The organism is Arthrobacter sp. LjRoot14, from assembly GCF_964253905.1.
Lineage (GTDB): Bacteria > Actinomycetota > Actinomycetes > Actinomycetales > Micrococcaceae > Arthrobacter.
This window is the reverse complement of sequence record NZ_CAXURL020000001.1, coordinates 4,691,540-4,718,538: the sequence shown is the minus strand read 5'-3', so window position 1 is coordinate 4,718,538 and position 26,999 is coordinate 4,691,540. Positions and strand designations below refer to the sequence as shown.

Below are 26,999 nucleotides of genomic sequence, written 5' to 3'. Positions count from 1 at the left end.
TAGGCTGGCTCCGTGCCAGACTCACGTGCCACCGCCCGGACTGTTCCTGTCAGCCGAAACGGCCGGGAAATCCTCCGCCTCGCCGTGCCGGCATTCGGCGCCCTCATCGCGGAACCGCTCTTCCTGTTGGCGGACTCGGCCATAGTGGGCCACCTCGGCGTGTCACAGCTCGCGGGGGTGGGGCTGGCTTCGGCAGTGCTGCACACGGCCGTGGGCCTCATGGTGTTCCTGGCATACTCCACCACTCCTGCAGTTGCCCGGGCCATCGGCGAGGGCAAGCTTCCCAAGGCCCTCGCGGCAGGACGGGACGGCGTCTGGCTGGCGCTTGTCCTGGGCCTGGTGCTGGCGGCGGCAGGGTTCGCCGGTGCCGAGATGCTCGTCGACCTGATGGGCGCGACGGGCGACGTCCGCCGGTTCGCCGTGGACTATCTCCGCTGGTCCATGCCCGGACTCGTGGCCATGCTGCTGATTTTCGCAGGGACCGGCGTGCTGCGTGGCCTCCAGGACACCCGGACCCCCTTGGCTGTGGCCTCTGCCGGTTTCACCCTGAACGTCCTCCTCAACCTGGCGTTGGTTTACGGCCTGGGCTGGTCCGTGACAGGTTCCGCCGTGGGCACCAGCATTGCCCAGTGGGCCATGGCCCTGGTGTACCTGGCGATCGTCCGGCGGAATGCGTGTGATCACGGGGTTTCACTCCGTCCGGACTGGCGGGGCGTGCGTGCCATGACCAAAGTGGGGTCCTGGCTCATGCTTCGGACGCTCAGCCTGAGGATCGCGATCCTCGCGACCGTGCTGGTGGTCACGGCGCAGGGCCCGGTAAACCTGGCTGCGCACCAGTTGGCCATGACCATCTTCACCTTCCTGGCCTTCGCCCTGGATGCCCTGGCCATTGCCGCCCAGGCCCTGATCGGCAAGGAATTGGGGGCGGCGAACCCGGCCACGGTGCGGGACCTGACCCGGACCATGATCCGCTGGGGTGCGTGGTTCGGGGTGATCACGGGAGTGCTGCTGGCCGTTGCGGCCCCGTGGGCCGGGGCGTTGTTCACGTCCGACGCCGGCGTCCAGTCCGCACTGATGCTCGCCCTGTGGGTGCTCGCCGCCGGACAGCCGGTTGCGGGCTATGTTTTTGTGCTGGACGGTGTCCTCATCGGCGCCGGCGATGCGAAGTACCTGGCGATTGCCGGCGTCGTGAACCTCGCGGTGTACCTGCCGCTGCTGGCAGCCGTCAGGCTCGCCCATGTCGACGGCGCCGCCGGGCTAGCCTGGCTGTGGGTGGCCTTTTCACTGGGTTACATGTCTGCGCGGGCGGTAACGCTGGGCCTGCGGGCAAGGACTGACAAGTGGATGGTTCTTGGGTCGAATCCGCTGCGCACTAAACTGGACCCGTGACCCTCCCCTCAACTCCTTCCGATCCCGCTGCCCTGACCGCTCCCGCCGCGGACCTGTGGAAGCCGGTGCTCACCAGGGCCCTGCTTGCCCTTGCCTTCGGTGCACTGACCGTCTTCTGGGCATCGCCGTCGGCCTCCGAAATGGGCTGGGCCGGCGGGCTTTACCTTCTGGCGACCGGTGTAATACTGATCCGCGGAATCGGGAAGTTTGGCCTGGCGGCCAAGCAGCCGGCCGGCAAGATCATGGCAGCTGCCGGGGCAGCACTCACCGGTGCCGGTGTGGCCGTGGCGTTCCTGGGCAGCGAACTGGTGTTCGGTGTCCTGGCGGCGCTGGGCCTGGGCCTCCTGGGAGCTGCGGAACTCTGCCTTGGTTTCCTCTACCGCGGACGCAGTGTCCTGGCGCGCGACTGGCTTGCCTCCGGCGTGATCGGGCTGGGGACAGCCGCGGCCCTGCCGTTCTTCATCAGCCTTGGAGCGCATGCCCTGCTGGGAGTGGCGGGTGGCGGAGCGATCATTTCGGGCGTTCTCTGGATCCTGGCGGCCCTGACCCTGCGGCACGATGCGCGGTCTGTTTCCAGCGAGGCCGTAAACTAGTAGGGAACGGTTCTACTTCGCGTAGAACAATCGCTTGACTTAAGCGGCAGGGCGCAGGCCGTGCTGCACGGGAGGAAACACCTTGGCACAGCAGAAACCAGGAGAACCGCGCAATCTGCGGACCTCGGTCAAGGGACCCCTCATGTTCTCCGCATTCTGGGCTGTCCTGGCCTTCTTTGCCGTGCTGATCTTCGCCTCCGGCGGCAGCGCCCGGTCCCCTCGTTTCGATCTCGCCTTCACGGGTGCAGGGATCGCATTCATCGTGACCCTGGTCATCGCGGCGATGCTTTCCATGAGCTACAAGGACAATGCCGACCACCTGGGTAAGGGGTCCGGCGTCAACCTGAGTTCCAGGAAGTCCTCCGGCCATGGCGGCTATTCCGCTCGCCCGGACGCGCAGGCTCCCGGTGCGCCGGATGCCGCCCCCGGCGCCGACCCCCGCTAGATTCTCCCGGGGCTTCCCCGGCACCGGTTCCCTCCAGCGGCGGTCCTTCCGCCACGCGTCCCTAGGGCGCGGCTTTCCGTGCGCGGTAGGCGGCCACGTGCGCCCGGTTGGCGCAATTTCCGGTATCGCAATAGCGCTTGGACCTGTTCCGGCTGAGGTCCAGCACTACGGCGTCGCAATCCTCAGCGGCGCACACCAGCATCCGGTCCATCTCCTTGCTGCGGATTACGTCCGCTAGCGCCATGGCGGCCTCGGTGCCCATCCGGTCCGCCAGCGGTGCCTCGCGGGTAGTGGCGTGCAGGTGCCAGTCCCATTCATCGTGCTTGATCAGCTGCGGAAGGGCATTGGCTTCGCGGAGTATGCGGTTCACCGTCGCGACGGCCGCGTCCTCATCCATGGTCCACAGCTCGGTGAGTTGGCTCCGCAACTTATGGACGCTGGCCAGTTCAGCCGCGTCACGTGACCTCGCGCCGGAGAAGCCTTCGGCCAGGAGGAAGCGGTCCAGGTCCGCGATCGTGGCGAGATGTTCTTCGCCGTTTGCCGCGCTGTTGATCAGTCCCACAACGGTGCGAAGCGCAACTTCAGTGTCAGGGGCAAAAACCATCTTGACTCCTTACAGGGACCGGGCGTAATGTCATGACCATTACCCCACTTTACTCCTGACAGGAGGCAGCCGTGCCTGCCGTAAGCAAACGCGACGAAGCGTCCGTCAAGGCCGCCGCTTCCCGGCCGGACGCCGCCCGCCGGCCGGCTTCCGGCTTCCTGGCGTCCGGGCTCGGCGTTGCGCTGTTTTCTTCAGCCGTCTTCGGCCTTTCAGGATCTTTTGCCAAGGCCCTGCTTGAAACCGGATGGACTCCGGGTGCTGCCGTGACCGCACGCCTGACCGGAGCAGCCCTCATCCTCGCGATCCCGGCCGTGCCCGCTTTGCGCGGCCGCTGGAGCCAGCTGAGGGACAACTGGTTGACCATCCTGCTGTTCGGGCTCATCGGGGTCGCGGCCTGCCAGCTGTTCTACTTCAACGCCGTCGAGCGCCTTTCCGTGGGCGTTGCCCTGCTGCTGGAGTACCTGGCTCCGGTGATCATCGTCCTCTGGCTGTGGGCCGCGAGCCGGCGGCGCCCGCGCCCGCTCACCATTGCGGGAACGCTGCTTTCGCTGGGCGGACTGATCCTGGTGCTGGACCTTACCGGTGCGGTGAAGATCGACGTCGTCGGTGTCCTGTGGGGAATCGCCGCAGCCGTCTGCCTGGCGATCTACTTCTTCATCACTGCCAGGGAGAACGACACCCTCCCGCCGATCGTCCTGGCATCCGGCGGCCTGATGGTGGGCGCCGTGGTGATGTGGCTGGCAGCTGCCACCGGACTTCTACCCATGGCGTTCAGCACGGCGGACACCAAACTGGGGCCGTGGGTTACCCCGTGGTGGGTGTCGCTGGGCGGCTTGATCATCCTTGCCACGGTCCTCGCCTACGTTTCGGGGATTGTGGCTGCGCGGGCGCTCGGTTCAAAGGTGGCATCGTTCGTGTCGCTCACCGAGGTGCTCTTCGCCGTCATCTGGGCGTGGCTCCTGCTCGGTGAACTGCCCGGCCCCATCCAGCTCCTCGGCGGTGTGCTGATTGTTGGCGGCGTCGTCCTGGTCCGCGTGGACGAGCTCCGTGGCCCGCGGGCAGGGACTTCCTCCGCAGGCGGATCCGGTGCAGCGCCGGTGCCGGCGCCGCTGGACCACGCTAACGATGTCGAACCCGTCCCGTAACCGCACCACGCAGCGGCGGCCTTGGCGTTAAGAGGCGGATGCCCCGGGCGCTTTATGCGTCCGGGGCATCCGTTTCGGCGTTGCCGGCGGCAGGCGTTCCCTAGCGGGAAGCCTCTTCCTGCTGGGCAGCGTTCTTGCTGGCCTGCTTGCCGGCCTCTTCCAGTGCCCGGGCCACCCGGGCCAGGTCCGTTACGTGGCGGCCGGACCATTCGCTGCGGAACTTCTCCGCATCCGGGCCCTTCCAGTCGGTGCTGTCAAGAGCCTTCGTCAGCTGCGACTTGGCCTTCTCGATCTCGGACGAACCAGCCTGAAGCTTGGTCCCGAGCGCCTTGAGCTGAGCAATGTCTGCACCCCAAATAGCCATTAGTTTTCTCCTTCAGTCAACGGACCCGATCCGATCGGCATCCCCAGCGGCCCCCGGCTCATCCGGAAGATCCATTACCTAGAAACTATCCCGCGACCCCGGCACTGTCGATGGGCACCGCTCCCCATGCAGTCCAACCCGTGAGGGCAGCTGCGGGGCCAGCGGTATCCGGACAGGCTTCGGGCCTCGATCCCAGGCGGTCCAGAGCCTAGCATGGGACTATGTGCCGCAATATCCGGACCCTGCATAACTTTGAGCCCCACGCCACGTCGGCCGAGGTGGAAGCCGCTGCGTTGCAGTACGTGCGCAAGATCAGTGGCAGCACCAAGCCGTCGAAAGCCAACGAGGAGGCGTTCAACCGCGCCGTGCACGAGATCGCGCACGCCACCCAGCACCTGCTCGATTCGCTGGTGACACATGCCCCGGCCAAGGACCGGGACGAGGAAGCCGCCAAGGCACGGGCCAAGGCGGCTGTCCGCTTCGGCGCCGCCTAAGCGCCCAGGCGGCCGCCGGTCTTGCCGAAGCTGCGAAGCCGGAGAGAGTTGGCCACCACCAGCACCGAACTGGCGGCCATGGCCGCGCCGGCGATCATGGGGTTGAGCAACCCCAGTGCCGCCACGGGTATTCCGACGGCGTTGTAGAAAAACGCCCAGAACAGGTTGGCCTTGATAGTCGCCAGCGTTCGGCGGGACAGTTCGATGGCCTGAGCCACCTGCCCCAGGTCATTGCCCATCACGGTCAGGTCCGCGGCCTCGATGGCTACGTCCGTGCCGGACCCCATGGCAATCCCCAGATCCGCCTGGGCCAGGGCCGCTGCGTCATTCACGCCGTCCCCCGCCATGGCTACGGTTGCACCGCCGTCCTGCAGTTTCCGCACGGCATCGACCTTGCCCTCCGGCAGCACCCCGGCGAATACATCTTCGGCAGCGATGCCGACGGCGGCGGCCACCTGCGCAGCCACTGCGCCATTGTCCCCGGTCAGCAGGATCGGCCGGAGGCCCAGCTGCTTTAGCCGGGAAATCGCTGCGGCCGATCCGGGCTTGATGGTGTCGCGAAGGGAGACTATGCCCGCAGGTTCCCCGTCCACGGCAACCCAGATGGCGGTGGCACCGGATTCTTCGGCGGCCCGGAGCGCCTCCTGCTGTTCCGTCGTGACCTTTATGCCGTTGTCCTGAAGCCAGCCCGTGCGTCCGGCGATGACCAGCCGGCCCTGCACGCTTCCGGACACCCCGCCTCCCGGCGCGGAACGGAAGTGCTCGACGGCGGGAAGCCGCCCGCCGCCGTCGTTCCTGCGCTCCGCGGAGAGCGCTGCGGCCGCAATGGCCTGGGCCACAGGGTGCTCGGAGGCGGCCTCAACGGCGCCCGCCAGGCGCAGCACTTCGGCGCTGCTGTGCGTGCCGAAGGCCCGCGTGCCGTACACGGCCAGGTGGCCGGTAGTGACGGTGCCGGTCTTGTCCAGCAGGATCGTGTCAACGGTGCGGGTATCTTCAAGCACCTGCGGGCCTTTGATCAGGATCCCCAGCTGGGCGCCGCGGCCCGTGCCGGTGAGGAGGCCAACCGGAGTGGCCAGGCCCAGGGCGCAGGGGCAGGCGATGACCAGGACCGCCACGGCCGCCGTGAACGCCGCGCGGATTTCGGCAGGCTCAATCACCGGTCCGCTGAAGACGATCCAGAGCACGAACGTGAGGACGGCGATGACCAGCACAATCGGAACGAACACCGCACTGATGCGGTCCGCCAGGCGGGCGATGGGAGCCTTTCCGGTCTGCGCCTGGGCAACCAGACGGGCCATCTGGGCCAGTGTGGTTTCGGAACCGACCCGGGTGGCACGGACCAGCAGGCGGCCGGAGGTGTTGATCGTGGCCCCGGTGACGGGACTGCCCGGAGCCACCTCGACGGGTACGGACTCGCCCGTTACCAGGGAGGCGTCCACGGCAGAGGCACCGTCAAGCACCACACCGTCCGTCGCGATCTTCTCACCGGGGCGGACCACCACGACGTCGCCCACCGTGAGTTGGTCGGCGGGAATCCTGAGCTCGGCGCCGTCAACGAGGACCGTGGCATCCTTGGCGCCCAGGTTCAGCAGCGCCTTCAGGGCGTCGCCCGCTTTCTGCTTCGCGTTGGCTTCCAGGAAGCGGCCCAGCAACAGGAAAGTGGTGACCACGGAGGCCACCTCGAAGTACAGTCCGCCCGTACCCATCTCCATGCCGGGGTGTTCGGTCATGCGGGGATCGGCCAGCAACTGCCAGGCGGAGAACAGGTACGCGGCCGTGACGCCGAGGGAGACCAGGGTGTCCATGGTGGATGCGAAGTGCCGGGCGTTGACGGCCGCGGCGCGGTGGAACGGCCAGGCCGCCCACGTGACCACCGGCAATGCCAGGATCCCCGCCACCCAGCCCCAGTCGGCGAACTGGAACGCCGGGATCATCGAAATCGCGAACACCGGGACGGTGAGGACGGCAGCAACGATGAGCCGCGGTTTAAGTTGGGCAGCGGCGCCACCGTGGGCCATATGGTCACCAGCCGCGGCGCCGCCGGAGGCATGCTCTGCATGCTCGCTCATGCCTCGCGTAGACGCATGCTGCCGCATGCCCCCGGCGTCGCCGCTCGAGGGTGTCCCACCGGTTGTGGTTGAGCCGGTCGCAATCTCAGCCTCGCCACCCCGGCTCGGGTAGCGCGGGGGCCGCACCCGGGCTTTGTAGCCTGCGGCTTCTACGGTGGCCGTGATCTGTTCGTCGGTGATGCCGGCCGGGACCGTGACCTGCGCCGACTCAAGGGGGAGGTTGACCGAGGCTTCGACGCCGTCGAGCTTTCCGAGCTTGCGTTCCACCCGGCCGACGCATGAAGCGCAGGTCATGCCCTCGATGTCGAGTTCGATGACCCGGGTTCCCGGCTGGTGCAGCAGTTGCTCGTTACTCACGGCGTGTCCTCACTATGGATGGGATGGGTTGGATTGGTTCGTGCGGTTCAGGCCTCGTTGGCCACCACCAGGTAACCGGCCTCGGCTACGGCTTCGCCGATCTCGGAACGGGAAAGGGCCTTTTCGGACGTGATGGTGACGGTGGAAATGCCGCCGGCGTTGAGGTCGACGTCCACCGCTTCCACGCCTTCCAGTGCTTCCAGTTCTTCGCTCACGGAGGATACGCAGTGTCCGCAGGTCATGCCGGAAACGTTCACGGTGGTGGATACGGGGCTCATGGTTTGCTCCTCTTTCTCGGTGGTGCCGGTGGTGCCGGCGGCACCGGAGTGACCCGGTCGGATCATCCGGATGGTGTGGTGGGTGGGATTGCCGCTACCGCAGCAGGCGCCCGATGGCATCGGTGGCCTCCTTGACCTTGAAGTCGATGGCTTCCGCGCGGAGTTCCGGGTCGGGTTCGGAGGCGGCGCCCACGACGCAGTGACCGATATGCTCCTCAACGAGGCCAAGGCTCACTGCGTGCAGGGCTTTGTTCACTGCCGCAACCTGGGTGAGGATGTCGATGCAGTACTTGTCCTCATCCACCATCCGTGCGATTCCGCGGACCTGGCCTTCAATGCGTTTGAGCCGGCGCAGATATGCCTCTTTGTTCGAGGTGTAGCCATGCTGGGGGACGGTTTCCGCGTCCGCAGTCAGGGGTCCGGCGTCTTCTGCTGAGTCCATATCCTCAACATATACCCCCGAGGGGTATATGGCAAGTACCCCCCGGGGGTATGAAATGCGGCTGTCGGGCCGGATATCACCGTTCGGCGGCCGGTTCCTGGGCCGGCGCCCCGCGGCCGATGCTGCCGATGCCGAGCAGGGATGCGGCGGCGACGGCCGCGGCGAGGACTCCGAGGCCCAGGGGCAGTGCTGAAGCTGTAGCCACGGCACCAACCAGGAGGGGACCACCGGCGTCGCCCAGCTCCCGTCCCAGCTCGGCTGATCCCATGGTCCGTCCCAAACGCTCGGGCGGCGTGGTGGAGGCCAGGTGCGCGAAGCCCAGCGGCGTGGCAACACCGATGCCCGTGCCGATGGCAGCCGCTGCGCAAAAGATGGTGACCGGCCCCGGAAACAGCGCCACCGCGGCGATTCCGGCCGCCGTCAGCAGCAGCCCGGCTGTCATGCCGGGACCGTCATGGAGCCGGCCCTGATCGCGCAGGCGGCCGATCCAAGGTTGAGTGGCAGCGGAGGCGAGTGCCAGCACGCTGACGGCGGCCACGGCCGCCACGGGATCCAGGCCGTGCCGCGTTGCCAGCGCGGGAAGGAAGCCAATGGCTGTTCCAAGGGCTCCGGTGGCTGACGCAAGAACGAGCGTCGGCACGAGGAAGCTCCGATGCGTTATCTGGCGGGCAAGATCCACCAGCGTGTACCGCGGCCGGGGTAGAGGAGCGAGTTGCGGCAGCGTCACCATCGCCCACACTGCTGTGGCCGCCGCGAGGACGGCCAGGGCGGCAAAAAGGAGGGTGAAGCCGCCTAGGAAGATCAGGCCGGCGCCGATCAGCGGGCCCGCGACGTAGCCCAGGCTCTTCCAGGAGCCGTAGCGGCCGAAATACGTCCCTGCGTTGCGGCCGGCAAGCCTCGCCACCATTGCCGAGGAGGCCGGCGAAAACGCCGAAGCGGCGGCGCCCTGGCCGATCCGGGCGAGCCCGAGCATCAGGGGGTTTGAGCCCCACAACCCGATCAGCGACATCAGCGCAAAAGCGAAAAGCCCGGCCACAACCACCGGCTTCGTGCCGATGCGGTCGCTCAAAGCTCCGAAAACCGGTTTCAGCACGACCTCGGCAAGGTCGTAAACAGCCAGGAGGATGCCCAGGTTGACCAGGCTCAGCCCGATATCACCGCTGTGGGCCCCCATCCCGGCTGCGATGCTGTGCGCCCCGAAGGCGGTGACGAAGCCGGCGGCGTAAAGCGGAGCCGTGACGGCGGCGGTCGGCGTGTGGATCGGCGTTGTAGTCACGGATAGCTCCCCTGGCAGGCGGCCGGCGCCGCTTTTTGGCTTGATTATCCCCGGAATCCGGCGTGACATTAAAAAGCTCCGGAGTGCGTTATTGGGGGATACGCACTCCGGAGCAGCTTATGGGGCAGGTCCAACATCTTCCTGCGAACTCCAGCTTACTTGGCGGTAGCGGTGAGCGCCACCACCTGGAATAACTACTTTCGCTTTACTTTTACAGGGTCTTTCGTCCTGTCTTCCTGCAGCGTGTCCGTTCAGGCTGCCCGCCGGTCCAGGCTGAGCTGGGTGGCATGGAAGTCAAAATGTTCGATGGGATAGGCGTAGACGTCCGCCAGCGACATCCGCGGTGTGAAGAACGGGTCCCAGCGGTCGGGGAAGGACATCCCCCGTGCCATTGCCGCGGCGGTCTCGCGCCGCATCCGCCGCTCGAGGGAGTGCGTCACCCGCCGGAGCTTCGCGGCCATCCGCCTGCGGTTGAACACGCGGGCCGCGGCCTTGGAGCCGAGGTAATTGACGACGTCGAACGGTGCAGTTCCGGCGTTGAGCATGCGCGCAAACCCCCGGCTGAAAGGCGCCGGCAGCACCCCGAAAATCCGAACCAGGGGTAGCAGGGCCTGCACCACCATGTAGCCGAAAACCATGTGGAACAGAAGCTCCTCGTTGGTCCAGCGGGTGCCCGCGCTCCTGCGTCGGAGATCGGCGTCAGAAGCGGTGGCCAGCCATCGCTCGAGTTCCCTGCAGTTGCGCTCGTAGCCGTGCTGGACCGTGCCGGGAGCTGTGGTCACTCGGGCATGTCCCGGTGTGCGCCCATGTGGGCCGGGACTACCAGGACGGGACGGTCCTGGTGGTGGGTCAGCCACGCGGCCACGGAACCGTTGAGGGCTGCCGAGAGGCGGTGCCCCAGTCCGCGTTCGGGGGTTCCCACAATAATCATGGAGGCGTTGGCCTCCGCCGCCACACGCCCCAGGGCGCGCGCCGGGTCTCCGGACAGGATCCGCAGGGTCCACTCCACCGATTTCGTGGCGCAGGCAGCCCCTACGATGCTGCGGAGCTCCTCGCTCACGGCCCTGACATCGGAATCGTCCTTGTCCGGGTGCAGGGACAGCCGGTGCGCCGATCGCGCCGGGTCCCACTCGACGAGGTAGCTCGCCTCGTCGACGTAGGCGCACAGCAAGGGAACGCCCAGCTTATCCGCGAGGCCGGAGGCCAACTGCAGTACCTCTGAGTGCTGGCCAGGCAGCACCCCGACGACCAGGGGAGGCGGTCCGCTAAAGCGTTCAGGAGACATACTCCATTGTGGCCCTGCGTGCATTCCTTGAACAGCGCCGCCACGGCCCTTGGACCCTTGTACACCTCCTCGCCGCGGAATAGCGTTGAGGCAGAAGGAGAGGTGGTCCGCGGTGGAAATCTACATGTGGTGGCTTGACCTGGATCTGGCCAGCAAGGAATGGCTGCGGGAGAACCTGCGCGCCGACGAACTACCGTTGTTTGTGCTGCAGGGGATTGCAGAGGCCGGCGGCCCGCACCCCGACACCGCCACGGGCGTCCTGACCTACGCGGACTGGGACTTCATCGAGACGCAGTCTGAGTTCGTGGACTGATCCGCAGGGCGCATAACGTCGCGCCAAAACCATTGCGGCCTCCGTGCCCTGGGTGGTTGCATGGGGTGCATGGCCATCGAACAGAGTTATGTCCTAGCAATCGGGACCAAAAAAGGGTTGTGGCTGGCGACCAGCCAGGACCGCCGGACATGGTCCATGTCCGGCCCTCATTTCCTGATGAGCGAAGTGCCCAGCATCGGCATCGACACCCGCGACGGGCGTACCCGCATCATGGTGGGTGTCCGCTCCGAGCACTGGGGGCCCACTGTCGCGCACTCGGATGACCTCGGGGCGACGTGGACCGAGCCCGAACAGGGCGCCATTAAGTTCCCGGACGGCACTGACGCCGCGGTGGAGCGCATCTGGCAGATTTACCCGGACGCCGAGTCCCGCCCCGGGGTTGTCTGGGCCGGCGCGGAACCCATTTCCGTGTGGAAATCCACTGACGGCGGTGAACACTTCGAACTCAACCGCGGGCTCTGGGACCATCCGCACCGCGGCGAATGGGGCGCAGGGTACGGCGGAGCAGCCGCTCACTCGATCGTTGTCAATCCCTCCGGGGAAAACGTGCACATCGCCATGAGCACCGGCGGCGTTTACCGGTCGATGGACGGCGGATCCTCCTGGGAGCCTAGGAACAAGGGGATCTCGGCGTACTTTATGCCCGACCCCAACCCCGAGTTCGGCCAGTGCGTGCACAAGATCGCGGCGGATGCCGCTGTCGAGGGCCGGCTCTACGCCCAGAACCATCATGGCGTGTACCGCACGGATGACAACGGCGAGAACTGGGAGTCGATCGCGGAAGGACTCCCGGCCGATTTTGGTTTTGTGATGCTGACGCACCCCCGGCGGGCCGGCACTGCGTGGGTAATCCCGTTGAAGGCCGACGGCGAACGCATCCCGCCGGACGGGAAGCTGGCCGTGCACCGGACGGGCGATGCCGGGAAGACCTGGAAGCGCCTTGATTCCGGGCTGCCGCAGGGCGAATACAACGCGGTGCTCCGTGACGCTGCCTCGGTGGATTCCGCAGAACCTGCCGGGGTGTACTTCGGAACGCGCGGTGGCTCGGTCTACGCCAGCCCGGACGAGGGCGAGCACTTCACCGAAGTTGCGTCACATCTGCCGGACGTCCTGTGTGTCCGTGCCGCCGTGGTGTCCGCGGCCCTGGTGCCCGGCGCTCCGGTACCCGCCTAGGGTCCGTTGTGGCTGACATCAGCGTGGTGCTGCCCAGTGTCCTCCAGCCGCTCGCCGGCGGGCAGTCCATCCTGACTACGCCCGCCGACGCGGCGGTGACTGTGGGGTTTTTGCTGGACTCGCTGGCCGGGGATTATCCGGTGCTTGCGAGGCGTTTGAGGGATGAGACCGGTACCCTCCGCCGCTACGTGAATATTTACGTGAACGGGGACGAGGTCCGGCGCTTGCAGGGACTTGAAACTGAAGTGGCTGCCGGCCAGGAAGTGGTGATCATCCAGTCCGTGGCCGGCGGCTGAGGGGCTCAGGCTACTCGCCAAATGCTGCACTCGTCCGAATTGATCGCCTTGCGCATCCCGGTCTGACGGTCCATGATCCACACGACGCCGATTCCCGGCGCAGTTTCCTGCACGCGGCCCCGTCGTATCACCACATCGTCATAGCTGGGACCCACCGAAAGGCGGGCTTCGATCTCGTCGCCGCGGTGCAGCTGGTCCAGGGCGCGAACGCGGGTTACATGGGCTTTGGCTTCCTTCAACATGGCGGGCCTCCTGAGCTGGAGCTTGTGCTGTTGCCTGCAATTGCCGGCACGTCCAGTGTCCTGCGCCATTGTTGCCGCCGCGTTTCCTGCCGGTAATGGGCGCGTTAGTTTTCCGAGCCCGCGCTGTTTCCGCACCCGCCGCGCCTAGACCCGCCGGCGCTATATCCGCCTGTGTCAGATCCGGCGGCGCTATATCCGCCTGTGTCAGATCCGGCGGTCGCCGGGGTGCTGGATCCTGAACCAGCGGTAGCCGTAGCGTTCCAGCTCCAGTTCGAAGCCGCCGTCGTCCGCCAGCGGAACATTGTCGCCGTCGAGCAGATCCAGCAGGACGGCACCGCCGAATGTCTCCTCCGGATCTTCCGGCGAGGAAACCCTGGCCGCGACGGAGGCCGGCTGCGCGGCCATGTTGTGCGCCAGGACCAGCGTTGAACCGGCGCGGGTGCAGCTGTGCAGGAGAACGCCGGAATCGGACTGTTTGATGAGCTCGAAGTCGCCCCAGGCAAGCTCCGGGCTTTCCCGGTAGCGCCGAATGAGGGTCGCGATGAAATTCCACAGTGAGTCAGGGTCCCGGACAGCCTGTGCGGCATTGATGTTCTTGGGCCCGAAGTAGCCGTCAACAACCTGAGCCACCAGCTTGTCCGCCGGGGCGGTGGAGAACCCGCCGTTTGCCGTGTCAGTCCACTGCATGGGGGACCGTACGGCGGAGCGGCCCTTCGCCCGCAGGTCCTCACCCATCCCGAGCTCCTCGCCGTAGAAGAGGACCGGGGTTCCGGGGAGGGAGAACATCAGCGAATACACCATGCGGATCCGGGCGGGATCGCCGTCGAGCATCGGCGGCAGGCGGCGCCGGAGTCCCCGCCCGTACATCTGCATGTCCGGGTCCGGCCCGAAAGCGGCGAAAACCTCCGCGCGCTCCTCGTCGCTCAGCTTGTCCAGCGTCAGTTCATCATGGTTGCGGACAAACATGGCCCACTGGTTGTCCGGATGGATGGCCGGCCTGGCCGCGAGGGTTCTGGCCAGCGGCCGGGCATCCTCCCTGGCCAGGGACAGATAGAGGTTCTGCATGCTCAGGAAGTCGAACTGCATGTTCAGTTCGTTGCCGTCCGGCCCGCCGAAGTATTTCAGCTGCTCCTTGTAGGGGAGGTTGACCTCACCCAGGAGCACAGCACTGCCGTTGCGCCGGTTCAGGAAGCTGCGCAGTGCGGCCAGGTAGTCGTGCGGATCGATCTTGGCAGCATCCTCCTTGGACACGCCCTGCAGCTCCAGGAAGAACGGCACGGCATCCAGCCGGAATCCGTCCAGCCCCATCTGGAGCCAGAAACCCATGGACTTGGCGATCTCGTCCCGGACCTTCGGGTTGGCGACGTTCAGGTCCGGCTGGTGCTTGGCGAACATGTGCAGGTACCACTCGCCCGTGGCCTTGTCCCGGGTCCAGATGGACGTTTCCTCGCCGGGGAACACCACCTGCTCCGACGTGTCCGGGGGAGTGTCCTTCCGCCACACGTAATAGTCGCGGTAAGGGTTGTCCACGGACTTCCGGGATTCCCTGAACCAGGGGTGCTTGTCCGAGGTGTGGTTGATGACGAAGTCCGCGATCACCCGCATTCCCCGGTCCTTGGCCGTCCGGATGAACTCCACCACGTCGCCCAGGGTGCCGAGCCGCGGGTCTACGCCGTACATGTCGGTGATGTCGTAGCCGTCGTCCCGGTCCGGCGAGGGGTAGAACGGCATGAGCCAGATGCACGTGACCCCCAGGGCCGCAAGGTAGTCCACACGCTGGGTCAGGCCGCCGAAATCCCCGGTCCCGTCTCCGTCGTCGTCAAAAAAGGTTTCAGGGTCCAGGCAGTAGACCACGGCATTCTTCCACCACAGATCCGAAGTCTCGGCGATCCTCATGCCGTCACCGCCTGCGTCCCGCTGCCGGCCCGCAGCTGAGGCAGGACGTGTTCGGCGAACGCCTCGATGAAGGGCTTCTGCTGCTGGCCCACGAAGTGCAGGTAGAGCTCGTCGAAACCCAGGTCCGCGTACTCCTGCAGCCACGTGGCGTGCTGGTCCAGGCTGGAGGAGATGTTGACGGCCTTGCGGACCTGGCCCTCGCCGACGTCGGTGCTGACGCCGTCAAAGTGGGCCGCTGTGGGCAGGTCCCAAGGGATGGGCGGCGCAAAGACATTGGACCGCCACTGGTCCAGGGCGGTGGAAACCGCGTCCTCTTCCCGCGACGCCCAGGACAGGTGGATCTGGAGCACTGCTTTGCCCTTGCCGCCGTTGTCCCGGTAGGCGGCCAGCATCTCCTGCAGTTTCGCGTGCGGCTGGTTGACGGTGACCAGTCCGTCCGCCCAGGCCGCCGCACGCCGGGCTGTCTGCACGCTGATGGCGGGGGCGATCAGCGGCGGCTTGGTTTCCGGAACGTCCCAGAGGCGTGCCTGTTCCACGGTGACCAGTCCGTGATGGGTGACTTCTTCGCCGTTGTGCAGGCGCCGGATGACGTCAACGCATTCCTCGAGCCGCTGCTGGCGGGTTTCCTTGGCCGGCCACGCGTCACCGGTGATGTGTTCATTCATGTTCTCCCCGCTCCCCGGAGCCATCCAGAACCGCCCGGGGAACATGTCCGCCAGGGTAGCCGAGGCGTGCGCGATGATCGCGGGGTGGTAGCGCTGGCCGGGAGCTGTGACCACGCCGAAGCGCAGCGAGGTGGTGGCCAGCGCAGCCCCCAGCCAGGACCAGGCGAAGCCGGAGTGGCCCTGCCGGGCGGACCAGGGTTCAATGTGGTCCGAACACATGGCGGCGTCGAACCCCGCCTGCTCCGCCAGTTGGACGTCCTGGAGCAGCTGTCCCGGGCTGATCTGTTCATGCGATGCGTGGAAACCGATAGTAGCCATCGTTAATGTCTACCGGCGGGGAAGAGGCGTGTCGAGGAATTACGCGTCTTTCTGCATAGACTCTAGCCAGTACCGACCCGGGGAAGCGATGACTCGGGACAGCGATGACGCTGGAAAGGGAGTGGCTGGTGAAGCTAGGCATTGCGCGGGAACACCGTGAGGGCGAGCGGCGGGTTGCCGGAACACCGGAGACGGTGCAGCAACTGATTGGCCTGGGCCTTGAGGTCCTGGTCGAATCCCGGGCGGGAGCCGCGGCAGGCTACAGCGACGAGGCGTACATCCGCGCGGGCGCCCGGATCGTCCCCGGCCTCGATCCCGGATCACTCGACATCCTCGCCCACGTACGGCCGCTGGAACCGGCGACGGCGGCGGCTCTGCGCCGCGGGGCCGTCACCGCCGGACTCGCATCGCCGTCGTCCGAACTGCCCACGGTCCGGGCGCTGGCTGCCGCAGGGGTGACCTCCTTCGCGATGGAACTGGTGCCGCGGATATCCCGGGCGCAGTCGATGGACGCACTGTCTTCCCAGGCCCTCGTGGCCGGCTACCGCTGCGTACTGGAAGCGGCCATCCGGCTGCCGAGGTTCTTCCCGCTCTTTATGACCGCGGCGGGTACCGTTCCGCCGGCACGCGTGCTGGTGCTCGGCGTCGGTGTGGCCGGCCTGCAGGCCATCGGCACGGCAAAACGGCTGGGGGCGCGGGTCTCCGCGAACGACATCCGGCCCGCCTCGGCAGACGAGGTCGCCTCGATGGGCGGCACGTTCATCAAGCTCGACCTGGAGACGGCCGAGGCCGCGGGCGGCTATGCCCGCGAGCTCAGTGCGGACCGCGGCGCCCTGCAACGGCAGCTCCTGGCACCGCATGTGGCCCAGGCAGATGTGCTGATTACGACGGCGGCCGTCCCCGGCCGGAGGGCCCCGCTCCTGGTGAGCCAGGAAATGGTGCAGGGAATGCGGCCCGGCTCCGTCGTGGTGGACCTCGCCGCGGAGTCCGGCGGCAACGTGGAGGGATCGGTTCCCGGCCGGGACATCCAGGTGGACACCGCCGACGGCCAGGGCACGGTGACCCTGGTAGGCCTGAAGGACGCCGCATCCGCCATGCCCGCCGATGCCTCCCGGCTCTATGCGAAGAACGTGGCCAACCTGCTCGCCCTGGTGGTCCGGGGCGGAACCCTGTCCCTGGACTTCGGTGATGAGGTGGTGGCAGGCACGTGCCTGACGCACGACGGCGAGGTGCGGCACGCGCCCACGGCGGAGGCGCTGGCCGCGGTTCCGGGCGAACCAGTTCCGGGCCAACCGGTTCCCGCTGATCCCGCTCCCGCTGATCCCGGCAACCGCCGGTCCGACAACGAGGGGGTGGCCTGATGGACGGCATCAGCCTGCTCACGATCACCGTGCTGGCGGTCTTCGTGGGCTTCGAAGTGGTCTCCAAAGTGTCCAGCACGCTGCACACACCGCTGATGTCCGGGGCCAACGCCATCCACGGGATCATCCTGGTGGGGGCCATCATCGTGGCCGGCCAGGCTGCGGACCCGTGGGTCCTTGGCGTCGCGCTGCTCGCCGTCGTGCTGGCCACAGCCAACCTGGTGGGCGGCTTCGTGGTGACGGACCGCATGCTGGAGATGTTCCGCGGCCGCAAAGACGGGACGGGCCCGCGATGAGCATCCTGGACCCGACCTGGACGGGGCTCCTTTACCTGGTGGCAGCCGTATTGTTCATCCTCGCCCTGATGGGCCTGAACTCGCCCCGCACCGCCCGCCGCGGCAACCTCGTAGGCGCCGCCGGAGCCCTACTGGGCGTCGCCACAGTGTTCCTTTCGGCCCGGCTGGACAACATCCCGTGGATCCTCGGCGCGATTGCCGTGGGTTCCGTTGTGGCCGCCCCCGTGGCACGGCGCGTGAAAATGACCCAGATGCCGCAGCTCGTTGCCGCGTTCAACGGAGTGGGCGGCGGCGCGGCCGCCCTCGTGGCGCTGCTTGAACTGGCGCACACTGAGGACGCCTGGGTCCGCCTGGCCATCGCGTTCACCCTGCTGGTGGGTGCTGTGTCCTTTGCAGGCTCGGCCGTCACGTTCGCCAAGCTGCAGGAACTCATGACCACCCGGCCGGTGGTCTTCCCCGGACTGCCGGTGATCATGGGCGCGGTGCTGCTCGCCGCCGTGGGTGCCGGCACCGCCGTCGTCCTGACCGGTTCGCTGCCTCTGGCCCTGGTGCTGCTGGTGCTGGGACTCGCCGCGGGCATTTTCCTGGTGCTGCCTGTGGGCGGCGCGGACGTGCCGATCGTGATTTCACTGCTGAACGCCTTCACCGGCCTGGCCGTCGCGGCCTCGGGCCTGGTGCTGGGCAACGTGCTGCTGCTTGTTGCCGGCACGCTGGTGGGAGCGTCCGGCACCATCCTGACCCGGGCCATGGCCGCCGCCATGGGCCGCAGTGTGGCGGGCATCCTGTTCGGGGCGTTCAGGGGAGGTTCGACGGCGGGGTCCACCGCCGTCAGTGAGCGCCCGGTGCGCTCCTCCAGCGCGGAGGACGTCGCCGTGCTGCTGGGCTACGCGCAGCGGGTAATCATCGTTCCCGGGTACGGCCTGGCCGTGGCGCAGGGGCAACACACCGCAGCGGAACTGGCCAAGGCCCTGCAGCTGCGCGGAATCCAGGTGGACTTCGCGATCCATCCCGTGGCCGGCCGGATGCCCGGGCACATGAACGTGCTCCTGGCCGAAGCGAACGTGCCGTACGAGGAACTCAAGGAAATGACCGAGATCAACTCGGAATTCAAGACCGCCGACGTTGCCCTGGTGGTGGGTGCCAACGACGTGGTGAATCCCGCGGCCAAGACATCCTCCGGTTCGCCGATCTACGGGATGCCCATCCTGGAAGTGGGGGACGCCCGGCAGGTGGTGTTCCTCAAGCGTTCCATGCGTCCGGGCTTCGCCGGCATCGAGAACGAACTGCTCTACGAACCGCAGACCACGCTCCTGTTCGGCGACGCGAAGGATTCGCTGACGAAGGTGCTGGGGGCGGTCAAGGCCCTGTAGCAGCGGGGTCCGGTCCCTCCGGAGTGCTGCTGCGGGGGTTCCGGCCCTCCGGGGGTGGTGCGGAGCGGACGGCCGGGCAAGAATGGGCGTTATGCAACTGCCGGTGATGCCCCCGATCGCGCCCATGCTCGCCAAAGCCGTCAGCTCCCTGCCCGACGTCCCGGATTCAGGTCCGAAATGGAGCTTTGAACCCAAGTGGGACGGCTTCCGGTCCATCATCTTCCGCGACGGGGACGACGTGGAGATCGGCAGCCGCAACGGCAAGCCCATGACCCGCTATTTCCCCGAGCTCGTGGAGGCACTGAAGGCGAACCTGCCGCCCCGCTGCGTGCTCGACGGCGAAATCATCCTGGTGGGCGGGTCCGGTGACCGCCTGGACTTCGAGGCCCTCCAGCAGCGGATCCACCCCGCCGCCAGCCGGGTCAAGCTCCTCGCAGCCCGGACGCCCGCCAGCTTTGTCGCATTCGACCTGCTGGCGCTCGACGACGAGGACCTCACCGGCCGCCCGTTCTCGGAGCGGCGCAGCATGCTGGAAAAGGCCCTCGCGGGCAGTTCCGCACCGGTCCACCTGACCTCCACCACCCAGGACAACGGCACGGCGCAGCAGTGGTTCCACCAGTTCGAGGGAGCCGGCCTCGACGGGATTGTGGCCAAAGCGCTGGACGGCAGCTACCAGCCGGACAAACGCGTGATGCTCAAGATCAAGCACGAACGCACGGCGGACTGCGTCCTGGCGGGGTACCGCGTGCACACCAGCGGTCCGGACCGGATCGGTTCCCTGCTGCTGGGGCTCTACAACGGCGAGGGCCAGCTGGCCAGTGTGGGCGTGGTGGGAGCCTTCCCGATGCAGCGCCGCAAGGACCTCTTTGAGGAACTCCAGCCCCTGGTGACTGACTTCGACGACCACCCCTGGGCCTGGGCCAAGCAGGAGGAGGGCAGCCGGACGCCGCGGAACGCCGAAGGCAGCCGGTGGAGCGCGGGCAAGGACCTGTCCTTCGTGCCGCTCCGGCCCGAGCGTGTGCTGGAAGTGAAGTATGACCACATGGAAGGCGAACGGTTCCGCCATACCGCCCAGTTCGTCCGCTGGCGGCCCGACCGGGAGCCTGCATCCTGCACTTATGACCAGCTGGAAGAACCCGTCAAGTACGACCTTGCCGAGGTGCTGGCCACCTGACCGCCTCAAAACTGCTGGTAAAACTGCGGCGGCCCGCCCCCGTGAGGGGCGGACCGCCGTCGTGACCTTCTTTTGCGCGAGACTGGCCGGAAGTTCAGGGAATCGCCGTGTCCCGTCCCGTCCCGTTTCGAAAAAGGGTCACGACGGCGGCTTCCGCAGGAACGCGCCTACTTCAGGCCGAGCTCCCGGGTGGGGGTCTTGAAGGATTCCTTGGCCGTGAGGGCCGAGATGGCAGCGATACCGCAGATGACTGCCGTGAAGATGCTGATCTGGACCCAGCCGCCGGGCTTGATGCCGCCCATGGCAGCCACGATCGCCGGGGCGAAGCCGGCCATCAGGAAGCCGAGCTGCGTGCCGATGGCCAGGCCGGAGAAGCGGACCTTGGTGCTGAACATCTCGGCGTAGAAGGACGGCCAGACGGCGTTGGAGGCTGCGTAGCCGAAGGAGAAGAAGCCGATGGCGGCCAGAAACATCAGCGGAACGCTGCCGGATTCGAGGCTCAGCAGGAAGACCGGGGTCAGGATCGCGCTGGCCACGGCGCCGTAGATGAAGACGGGCTTGCGGCCGATCTTGTCCGCCAGCATGCCGAACAGGGGCTGGGTGCCGAGGGCCACGAAGTTTGCGCCAACTACGAGCCAGAGGGTGGTGGTGCCGTCCACGCCGGCCACTGTCTTGGCGTAGCTGATGGCCAGCGTGCCGAACACGGTGGACACTGCGGCGATGAAGGCGCAGGCCACAACCCGGAGGACATCGCGCCAGTGGTGCTTCAGCAGGTCGGCCACCGGCAGCTTGGAGATGGCAGCGGACTTCTGGGCTTCGGCGAATGCCGGCGGTTCGTGCAGGGTGCGGCGGATGAAGAAGGCCACCAGGACCACCACGGCGCTGAGCCAGAACGGGATGCGCCAGCCGATGCCGTACTTGACCTCGTCAGGCAGGGCGAGCACGGGGATGAAGACGAGGGCTGCGAGGATCTGGCCGCCCTGGGTGCCCGTGAGGGTCCAGGATGTGAAGAAGGAACGGCGGTTGTCCGGGGCATGCTCCAAAGTCATGGAGGACGCGCCGGCCTGTTCGCCGGCTGCAGAGAGGCCCTGGCAGAGACGGGCAAGCACCAGCAGGGCGGGAGCCCACCAGCCCACCGTGTTGAAGTCGGGGAGGCAGCCGATGAGGAAGGTGGAGGCTCCCATCAGCACCAGTGTGAACATCAGGACCTTCTGCCGTCCCACACGGTCGCCGAAGTGGCCCAGGATGACGGCGCCAACCGGGCGTGCCACGTAGGCGAAGCCGAAGGTGGCGAAGGACATGATGGCGGCGTTGGCATCAGCACTGGGGAAAAACACGTGCGGGAAGATCAGCGCGGCGGCGGAACCGAAGATGAAGAAGTCGTAGTACTCGACGGCGCTTCCCAGGAAGCTGGCGAGGGCTGCCTTCTTCGGGGTCCCGGCCGGTGCAGCGGTGCCCGGCGTCGTGGACGGGAGTGTCTGGCTCATGGTGTTCCTTTGTGTGACGACATTGTCGCGGATGGATCAGGATTCTCGCGGCTGCCGCGCTTCCTTGCTGGAGACCCAGCCGGAGACCGTGATGGAGGCTCTGCTGGCGGCGGCCGGTGGTCCGTGTGAAGACCCGGACGAGTAGCCACATGGTGGGAGCTACTTGTGCGATATAGCAATGATGGCTGTGAGCGCTGTCACTTGTCAAGAAAAATGATCACCATCTAGAAATAGCTCTCACAATGTGGCAACATCGAGTTATGAGTGTGAATCAAAGCACAGAGCCGGACGTTGTGACCGGCCCGCCCGCTGTGGCCTTGTCGGACACGCCGGCGAAAGCGCCGGCTAAAGCGGCAAGGGCGCCCAAGGCTGCCAAGGATGACTCCCGTACTGACATGGTGGGCAAGGCCCTGGGCCTCCTGGTCCTGCTGGGGGACGAGCCGCGGGGCGCCAGTGCGGCGGAGCTGTCCCGGCGGGCCGAGCTGCCCTTCAGCACCACGTACCGGCTGCTGGGCTCGCTCACACGCGACGGTTTTGTGGACTACGAGCCGGACGGCCGCCGCTACCATCTGGGCCTGCGCGTCTTCCAGCTGGGTCAGCGCGTGTCCAACCACCATGGATTTGCCGGGACGGCGCTGCCCATCCTTCGCCGGGTCACCGAGAAGACCGGGGAGGCCACCATCCTCTCTGTCCGCGACGGAAACCATCACCTCACCGTCAACAAGGTGGACGGACCGCAGACCTTCCGCGTCACGAGTGATCCCGGGCACCTTGGTGCCCTCCACACCACGTCGGTGGGTAAGGCGCTGGTGGCTTTTGCCGAGGACGCCGAGCGGAAGCGCCTGGTGGAGGAGCTGGAACTTGAGCCGCTGACGGAATTTTCCATCACGGACCGTGAGGCCTTCCGGTCAGAGATCGAGCAGGTCCGCCGCCGCGGCTACGCCGTCATGGATGAGGAGAACGAACTCGGCATGCGCGCCGTGGCCGTTCCAGTCTTCAATGCCCAGGGCTACGCCTTCGCGTCGCTGGCCACGGCGGTACCCGTGTTCCGGCTCAGCCCGGAGGGGCTGGTGGCCCTTGTCCCCGTGCTCCAGGAGGCCGCGGCGGAACTGGCCGCACGGCTGCCGCAGCGATGAGCCGCACCGCCCCCGACGGCAGTCGCCGGCGGCACCACTTGTTCGCCATAAGAACATCAGTGCAAGATGTGAACATTTCCTGTACTGTAATCCCTATCACCCGGCCCGCCGCCGGCGCCCAGCGCGTCCCGGCAAGCCGAGTGCCGTTGTCAAAGGAGCTATACGGATGAGCAATCGGGCAGAGTCCTATCTGGTGGGCCTCGTAGGTGATGGCGTCATGCCGTCGCTCACGCCCCCCATGCACGAGCGCGAAGGCGACGTGCAGGGCCTGCGGTATCTCTACCGCACCATCGACCTGCTGGAGCTGGGCCTCCCGGGTGAATCGGTGGGCGAACTCCTGCAGAGTGCCCACCGCATGGGCTTCAACGGCCTGAACATCACGCACCCGTGCAAGCAGCTGGTCCTGGACCACCTCGACGAGATTGCACCGGACGCCCGCCGCCTGGGTGCCGTCAACACCGTGACCATCCGGGACGGCCGCTTCATCGGCCATAACACCGACTTCTCCGGCTTCGCGGCCGCCCTCGCCTCCGGACTCCCCGATGCAAAGCTTGACCGCGTGGTCCAGCTGGGTGCCGGCGGCGCCGGGTCCGCCGTCGCGTACGCCCTGCTCACCGCCGGCGTCCGCCACCTTGACCTCGTGGACACTGACGCCGCCCGCTGCGCCGAACGCGCCGCGGAACTGGCCGGGTTCTTCCCGGACAGCACGGTTACGTCCCGTACGACGGCGGAGCTGCCGCAGCTGATGCCGCTCGCCGACGGCCTGGTGCACTGCACGCCCGTGGGCATGGCCGCCCACCCGGGCGCGCCGCTGGACCTGTCGCTGCTGGATTCCCGGCACTGGGTGGCGGACATTGTCTACCGCCCGATCGACACCGAACTGGTCCGCGAAGCCCGTGCCAAAGGCTGCGAGGTACTGGACGGCGGACGCATGGCCGTGGGCCAGGCAGCCGACGCCTTCCGGATCTTCACCGGCCTCGAGGCCGACGCGGACCGCATGCGTGCCCATTTCCTGGAACTCGTTGCCGCCGAAGAGGTGACCGCCTGATGCGCACCGGAATCGCCACCGTGTGCCTGTCCGGCACGCTGAAGGAAAAAATGCAGGCATGCGCCATCGCAGGCTTCGACGGAATCGAAATCTTCGAGCAGGACCTGGTGACGTCCTCCCTGAGCCCCGAGGACATCCGGAAGACGGCCGCGGACCTGGGCCTGACCCTGGACCTCTACCAGCCGTTCCGCGACTTCGACAGCGTTCCCGAGGACCTCCTCGCCGCCAACCTCCGCCGGGCCGAGGCCAAGTTCAAGCTGATGTCCCGCCTGGGCATGGACACCATCCTGGTCTGCTCCAACGTGGGTACGGCCACCATCGACGACGACTCCCTGCGCGCCGAACAGCTGGCCCGGCTCGCCGGACTCGCCGGGGACCACGGCGTGAAAGTGGCCTACGAGGCACTCGCCTGGGGCAAGTACGTCAACGACTACGAGCACGCCCACCGCCTGGTGGAAACCGTGGACCACCCGAACCTGGGCACCTGCCTGGACTCCTTCCACATCCTTTCCCGGGACTGGGACACGGCGCCCATCGAAGCGTTCAGTGCGGACAAGATCTTCTTCGTCCAGGTGGCCGACGCCCCGAAGCTGTCCATGGATGTCCTGTCCTGGAGCCGCCACTACCGGGTCTTCCCGGGCGAGGGTCAGTTCGAGCTCGCCAAGTTCATGGGCCACGTGGTCCGCGCCGGATACACCGGACCGGTCTCGCTGGAGGTCTTCAACGACGTCTTCCGCCAGTCCGACGTCGAACGCACGGCAGTGGACGCCATGCGGTCGCTGATCTGGCTGGAGGAGCAGAGCGCCAAATGGCTGGACGTCAACGCCCCGGCGGGTCCGGGTGCCGTAGGCACCCAGGCAACCGGCCGCCGTCGTTATCCCATGGAACTGGCAACCCTCCCGCAGGTGGCAGAACCGGCCGGCTTCAACTTCGCCGAGGTCAAAGCGGCCGCCACCGTCGGCCTGGAAAAGGTGCTGGGACAGCTGGGATTCGAATTCAACGGCAGACACCGCACCAAGGACGTGCAATTGTGGAGCATGGGCCACGCACGCGTGATCATCAATGAGGCTTCGGTCGATGCCGGGGACTCCTCACCGGCGATTGCCGCCCTCGGCTTCGACGTCGACTCTCCCGTGATCGCCGCGGCGCGTGCCCAGCAGCTCAAGGCGCCCGCCGTGCCCCGCAAGAGCCAGGCCGACGAAGAAGTGTTCCAGGGCTTCGCTGCGCCGGACTCCACCGAGATCTTCCTTTGCCAGGGCAGCCCGGACGGCACCGCAGCCTGGACCCGCGAGTTCGGCGAAGGGCTGGAGTTTCCGGCCGCCGGCGGACGCAACGCGGTGATCGACCACGTGAACCTCGCCCAGCCGTGGCAGCACTTTGACGAAGCCGTGCTGTTCTACACCAGCGCCCTGGCCCTGGAACCGCAGCCTTTCGCGGAGGTGCCCAGCCCCAGCGGACTGGTGCGCTCCCAGGTGATGCTGACGGCCGACCGTGCCGTGCGCCTGGTGCTGAACCTTGCCCCGGTGATCCAGCAGGACGGCGCGGATGCGGGCACCGCGCACCGGAAGACGTACCAGGAGCACATCGCCTTCGCCGTGGACAACCTCGTGGAGACGGCCCGTGCAGCCCGGGACCGGGGCCTGGATTTCCTGCAGATCCCGGCGAACTACTACGAGGACCTGGACGCCCGGTTCGACCTCGACCCCGCCTTCCTGGCCACGCTCCGGGACCTCAACCTGCTGTACGACCGCGACGCCGACGGCGAGTTCCTGCACTTCTACACCGCCACCGTGGGCAGCGTGTTCTTCGAAATGGTGGAGCGCCGCGGCGGCTACGACGGCTACGGTGCGCCCAACGCGCCGGTGCGGCACGCCGTCCAGTACGACCACCTGCACCAGTTGGGCCGCACCGCCTGAAAAGCCAACCATCTCCAACCATCAATATCAACCACTGAAAGGAGGCTGCTGTGCCTGAAGACATCAACCTTGAAATTTTCAACGCCGACCCGATCACCGAAGACGTGTCGGACGCGGCGCCCCAGGCCGAAACCGGAGCCGCGCCGAAGACCTCCGCGCCGCTTGATGCCGCTGCGGAATCGCAGGCGGACCTCAGCGCCGAGATGAAGTCGATCGGCGAAGCATATGCGGAGGCACTCAGGAACGGGGCCAAAGCGGAAATCCAGCCCCGGCTGGACTACGCGCCGTACCGCAGCAGCGTCCTGCGCCACCCGACCAAGGACCTGCACCACGCGGATCCGGAAACCATTGAACTGTTCTCACCGGCCTTCGGACACATGGACGTGCACGCGCTGGAATCGGACCTGACCATCCAGCACAACGGTGAGCCCCTGGGCGAACGCATCCTCGTCTCAGGCCGCGTGCTCGACGGCGACGGCCGTCCCGTGGCCGGACAGCTCGTGGAGATCTGGCAGGCCAACTCGGCCGGCCGCTACATCCACAAGCGGGACCAGCACCCCGCCCCGCTCGACCCCAACTTCACCGGCGTGGGCCGCTGCATCACCGGCGCCGATGGCTCCTACAGCTTCACCACCATCAAGCCCGGCGCGTACCCGTGGAAGAACCACCTCAACGCCTGGCGTCCGGCACACATCCACTTCTCGCTGTTCGGGCAGGAATTCACCCAGCGCATCGTGACCCAGATGTACTTCCCCGGTGACCAGCTCTTCCCGCTGGACCCGATCTACCAGTCCATCGTGGACCAGGACGCCCGGGACCGCCTGGTGGCCACCTATGACCACGACCTCACCAAGCCTGAGTGGGCGATCGGCTACAAGTGGGACATTGTCCTGACGGGCTCCAAGCGGACCTGGACCGAAAACGAAGCATTTGGCACAGATGGCGACGAGGAGTAGTCGGATGAGCAACCCCACCAAGCTGACCCCCACCCCCGGCCAGACCGTAGGCCCCTTCTACGGCTACGCACTGCCGTACGAAAAGGACCGTGAACTGCTGGCTCCGGGTTCGCCGGGCTCCATCCGCCTGCAGGGCACCGTGTACGACGGCGCCGGCCACCCCATCCCGGACGCGATCCTGGAAATCTGGCAGCCGGATTCAGAGGGCAAGGTTGTACACCGGACCGGTTCGCTGGTCCGCGACGGCTACACGTTCACCGGATTCGGCCGGAGCGCGGTGGGCAACACCGGCGTGTACACCTTCACCACGGTCAATCCCGGCCCCACCGAGCCCGGCGCGGCCGCCTTCATCTCCGTGGCCGTGTTTGCCCGCGGCCTGATGAACCGGCTCTTCACGCGGTTGTACCTGCCGGAGAACGAGGAAGCCCTTGCGGCCGACCCGCTGCTGTCCTCCCTGGACCCGGAGCGCCGCAGCACGCTGATTGCGCGCCGCGACGCCGATGGCGGACTCACCTGGGACATCCGGCTGCAGGGCGAGGGCGAAACCGTGTTCCTCGACTTCGAGAGTGCCTCCAAGTGAATGATCCTGA

General features: G+C 67.0%; 29 protein-coding genes. 17 read left to right on the top strand and 12 right to left on the bottom strand.

The genetic code is table 11. The features are described 5' to 3' along the window. The first annotated feature begins 12 nt into the window (after window positions 1–12). From ACSQ12_RS21445 to ACSQ12_RS21435, 3 genes are all read left to right on the top strand, one after another. Entirely contained in the window at window positions 13–1,389 is a 1,377-nt protein-coding gene (locus ACSQ12_RS21445; protein ID WP_436066848.1) for an MATE family efflux transporter, read from the top strand. Continuing rightward, on the top strand, window positions 1,386–1,982 hold the full coding sequence (locus ACSQ12_RS21440; RefSeq protein ID WP_436066847.1) for a hypothetical protein: 597 nt from the start codon (window positions 1,386–1,388) through the stop codon (window positions 1,980–1,982). Before ACSQ12_RS21445 ends, ACSQ12_RS21440 begins: the two co-directional genes overlap by 4 nt. Before the next feature lie 82 nt (window positions 1,983–2,064). Further along, the gene (locus tag ACSQ12_RS21435; RefSeq protein WP_436066846.1) at window positions 2,065–2,427 is read left to right on the top strand and encodes a hypothetical protein; all 363 of its coding nucleotides are present in this window, start codon (window positions 2,065–2,067) and stop codon (window positions 2,425–2,427) included. 61 nt (window positions 2,428–2,488) lie between these two features. On the opposite strand, the gene ACSQ12_RS21430 is transcribed toward ACSQ12_RS21435, so the two are convergent. Then, window positions 2,489–3,031, bottom strand: coding sequence for a CGNR zinc finger domain-containing protein (locus ACSQ12_RS21430; RefSeq protein ID WP_436066845.1), 543 nt, complete (start codon window positions 3,029–3,031; stop codon window positions 2,489–2,491). A 158-nt stretch (window positions 3,032–3,189) separates the two neighbouring features. Here ACSQ12_RS21430 and ACSQ12_RS21425 point away from each other — a divergent pair, with 158 nt between their 5' ends. Then, window positions 3,190–4,176 (top strand): EamA family transporter, encoded by a 987-nt coding sequence (locus ACSQ12_RS21425; protein ID WP_436067043.1) that lies wholly within the window; start codon window positions 3,190–3,192, stop codon window positions 4,174–4,176. A gap of 100 nt (window positions 4,177–4,276) precedes the next feature. On the opposite strand, the gene ACSQ12_RS21420 is transcribed toward ACSQ12_RS21425, so the two are convergent. Then, window positions 4,277–4,540 (bottom strand): hypothetical protein, encoded by a 264-nt coding sequence (locus tag ACSQ12_RS21420; RefSeq protein ID WP_011691158.1) that lies wholly within the window; start codon window positions 4,538–4,540, stop codon window positions 4,277–4,279. 221 nt (window positions 4,541–4,761) lie between these two features. Between ACSQ12_RS21420 and ACSQ12_RS21415 the strand changes: the two genes are divergently transcribed. After that, window positions 4,762–5,034, top strand: a complete 273-nt coding sequence (locus ACSQ12_RS21415; protein ID WP_043485658.1) for a DUF2277 domain-containing protein — start codon at window positions 4,762–4,764, stop codon at window positions 5,032–5,034. On the opposite strand, the gene ACSQ12_RS21410 is transcribed toward ACSQ12_RS21415, so the two are convergent. From ACSQ12_RS21410 to ACSQ12_RS21385, 6 genes are all read right to left on the bottom strand, one after another. Next, complete coding sequence (locus ACSQ12_RS21410; protein WP_436066844.1) at window positions 5,031–7,460, bottom strand: heavy metal translocating P-type ATPase; 2,430 nt, start codon at window positions 7,458–7,460, stop codon at window positions 5,031–5,033. The two genes, ACSQ12_RS21415 and ACSQ12_RS21410, sit on opposite strands and share 4 nt — an antisense overlap. A 47-nt stretch (window positions 7,461–7,507) precedes the next feature. After that, window positions 7,508–7,738: a heavy-metal-associated domain-containing protein gene (locus ACSQ12_RS21405; RefSeq protein ID WP_144406497.1), complete on the bottom strand. Its 231-nt coding sequence runs from the start codon at window positions 7,736–7,738 to the stop codon at window positions 7,508–7,510. Window positions 7,739–7,832: 94 nt separating this feature from the next. Continuing rightward, entirely contained in the window at window positions 7,833–8,180 is a 348-nt protein-coding gene (locus tag ACSQ12_RS21400) for a metal-sensitive transcriptional regulator (protein WP_209741863.1), read from the bottom strand. Window positions 8,181–8,256: 76 nt separating this feature from the next. After that, a complete protein-coding gene (locus ACSQ12_RS21395) occupies window positions 8,257–9,456 on the bottom strand; it encodes an MFS transporter (protein WP_436066843.1) in 1,200 nt (399 codons plus the stop codon). 251 nt (window positions 9,457–9,707) lie between these two features. Further along, window positions 9,708–10,238 (bottom strand): DinB family protein, encoded by a 531-nt coding sequence (locus ACSQ12_RS21390; protein WP_436066842.1) that lies wholly within the window; start codon window positions 10,236–10,238, stop codon window positions 9,708–9,710. Then, window positions 10,235–10,741: a universal stress protein gene (locus tag ACSQ12_RS21385; protein WP_436066841.1), complete on the bottom strand. Its 507-nt coding sequence runs from the start codon at window positions 10,739–10,741 to the stop codon at window positions 10,235–10,237. The genes ACSQ12_RS21390 and ACSQ12_RS21385 overlap by 4 nt, the downstream gene beginning before the upstream one ends. Before the next feature lie 112 nt (window positions 10,742–10,853). Between ACSQ12_RS21385 and ACSQ12_RS21380 the strand changes: the two genes are divergently transcribed. The 3 genes from ACSQ12_RS21380 to ACSQ12_RS21370 are packed head-to-tail and all read left to right on the top strand — an operon-like array spanning window position 10,854 to window position 12,544. Continuing rightward, complete coding sequence (locus ACSQ12_RS21380; protein ID WP_436066840.1) at window positions 10,854–11,054, top strand: hypothetical protein; 201 nt, start codon at window positions 10,854–10,856, stop codon at window positions 11,052–11,054. A 60-nt stretch (window positions 11,055–11,114) separates the two neighbouring features. Next, window positions 11,115–12,248, top strand: a complete 1,134-nt coding sequence (locus ACSQ12_RS21375) for a WD40/YVTN/BNR-like repeat-containing protein (RefSeq protein WP_436066839.1) — start codon at window positions 11,115–11,117, stop codon at window positions 12,246–12,248. Window positions 12,249–12,256: 8 nt separating this feature from the next. Further along, a complete protein-coding gene (locus ACSQ12_RS21370; protein WP_436066838.1) occupies window positions 12,257–12,544 on the top strand; it encodes a MoaD/ThiS family protein in 288 nt (95 codons plus the stop codon). A gap of 5 nt (window positions 12,545–12,549) precedes the next feature. Here ACSQ12_RS21370 and ACSQ12_RS21365 read toward each other — a convergent pair whose 3' ends face one another. The 3 genes from ACSQ12_RS21365 to ACSQ12_RS21355 form a co-directional block, all read right to left on the bottom strand. Continuing rightward, window positions 12,550–12,786 (bottom strand): hypothetical protein, encoded by a 237-nt coding sequence (locus ACSQ12_RS21365; RefSeq protein ID WP_209741870.1) that lies wholly within the window; start codon window positions 12,784–12,786, stop codon window positions 12,550–12,552. A gap of 204 nt (window positions 12,787–12,990) precedes the next feature. Continuing rightward, window positions 12,991–14,682, bottom strand: a complete 1,692-nt coding sequence (locus ACSQ12_RS21360; RefSeq protein WP_436066837.1) for an alpha-amylase family protein — start codon at window positions 14,680–14,682, stop codon at window positions 12,991–12,993. Next, a complete protein-coding gene (locus ACSQ12_RS21355) occupies window positions 14,679–15,665 on the bottom strand; it encodes a TIGR03885 family FMN-dependent LLM class oxidoreductase (RefSeq protein WP_436066836.1) in 987 nt (328 codons plus the stop codon). Before ACSQ12_RS21355 ends, ACSQ12_RS21360 begins: the two co-directional genes overlap by 4 nt. A 128-nt stretch (window positions 15,666–15,793) precedes the next feature. Between ACSQ12_RS21355 and ACSQ12_RS21350 the strand changes: the two genes are divergently transcribed. The 4 genes from ACSQ12_RS21350 (at window position 15,794) to ACSQ12_RS21335 (ending at window position 19,866) form a co-directional block, all read left to right on the top strand. After that, on the top strand, window positions 15,794–17,026 hold the full coding sequence (locus ACSQ12_RS21350) for a Re/Si-specific NAD(P)(+) transhydrogenase subunit alpha (RefSeq protein ID WP_436066835.1): 1,233 nt from the start codon (window positions 15,794–15,796) through the stop codon (window positions 17,024–17,026). Continuing rightward, window positions 17,026–17,322 carry an NAD(P) transhydrogenase subunit alpha gene (locus tag ACSQ12_RS21345; protein ID WP_011693908.1) on the top strand — a complete coding sequence of 99 codons (297 nt, stop codon included), beginning with the start codon at window positions 17,026–17,028 and terminating at the stop codon, window positions 17,320–17,322. Before ACSQ12_RS21350 ends, ACSQ12_RS21345 begins: the two co-directional genes overlap by 1 nt. Further along, entirely contained in the window at window positions 17,319–18,692 is a 1,374-nt protein-coding gene (locus ACSQ12_RS21340) for an NAD(P)(+) transhydrogenase (Re/Si-specific) subunit beta (RefSeq protein ID WP_436066834.1), read from the top strand. Before ACSQ12_RS21345 ends, ACSQ12_RS21340 begins: the two co-directional genes overlap by 4 nt. 91 nt (window positions 18,693–18,783) lie before the next feature. Continuing rightward, a complete protein-coding gene (locus ACSQ12_RS21335) occupies window positions 18,784–19,866 on the top strand; it encodes an ATP-dependent DNA ligase (RefSeq protein ID WP_436066833.1) in 1,083 nt (360 codons plus the stop codon). Between the two features lie 167 nt (window positions 19,867–20,033). Here ACSQ12_RS21335 and ACSQ12_RS21330 read toward each other — a convergent pair whose 3' ends face one another. Beyond that, on the bottom strand, window positions 20,034–21,353 hold the full coding sequence (locus ACSQ12_RS21330; protein WP_436066832.1) for an MFS transporter: 1,320 nt from the start codon (window positions 21,351–21,353) through the stop codon (window positions 20,034–20,036). A gap of 260 nt (window positions 21,354–21,613) precedes the next feature. Between ACSQ12_RS21330 and ACSQ12_RS21325 the strand changes: the two genes are divergently transcribed. The 5 genes from ACSQ12_RS21325 (at window position 21,614) to pcaG (ending at window position 26,989) form a co-directional block, all read left to right on the top strand. Then, the gene (locus ACSQ12_RS21325; RefSeq protein ID WP_436066831.1) at window positions 21,614–22,489 is read left to right on the top strand and encodes an IclR family transcriptional regulator; all 876 of its coding nucleotides are present in this window, start codon (window positions 21,614–21,616) and stop codon (window positions 22,487–22,489) included. A 166-nt stretch (window positions 22,490–22,655) separates the two neighbouring features. After that, window positions 22,656–23,537, top strand: coding sequence for a shikimate dehydrogenase (locus tag ACSQ12_RS21320; RefSeq protein WP_436066830.1), 882 nt, complete (start codon window positions 22,656–22,658; stop codon window positions 23,535–23,537). Further along, on the top strand, window positions 23,537–25,453 hold the full coding sequence (locus ACSQ12_RS21315) for a bifunctional sugar phosphate isomerase/epimerase/4-hydroxyphenylpyruvate dioxygenase family protein (protein ID WP_436066829.1): 1,917 nt from the start codon (window positions 23,537–23,539) through the stop codon (window positions 25,451–25,453). The genes ACSQ12_RS21320 and ACSQ12_RS21315 overlap by 1 nt, the downstream gene beginning before the upstream one ends. 50 nt (window positions 25,454–25,503) lie before the next feature. Beyond that, window positions 25,504–26,409, top strand: a complete 906-nt coding sequence (pcaH, locus tag ACSQ12_RS21310; RefSeq protein ID WP_436066828.1) for a protocatechuate 3,4-dioxygenase subunit beta — start codon at window positions 25,504–25,506, stop codon at window positions 26,407–26,409. Window positions 26,410–26,413: 4 nt separating this feature from the next. Further along, the gene (gene pcaG / locus ACSQ12_RS21305; RefSeq protein ID WP_436066827.1) at window positions 26,414–26,989 is read left to right on the top strand and encodes a protocatechuate 3,4-dioxygenase subunit alpha; all 576 of its coding nucleotides are present in this window, start codon (window positions 26,414–26,416) and stop codon (window positions 26,987–26,989) included. Window positions 26,990–26,999 lie beyond the last annotated feature (10 nt).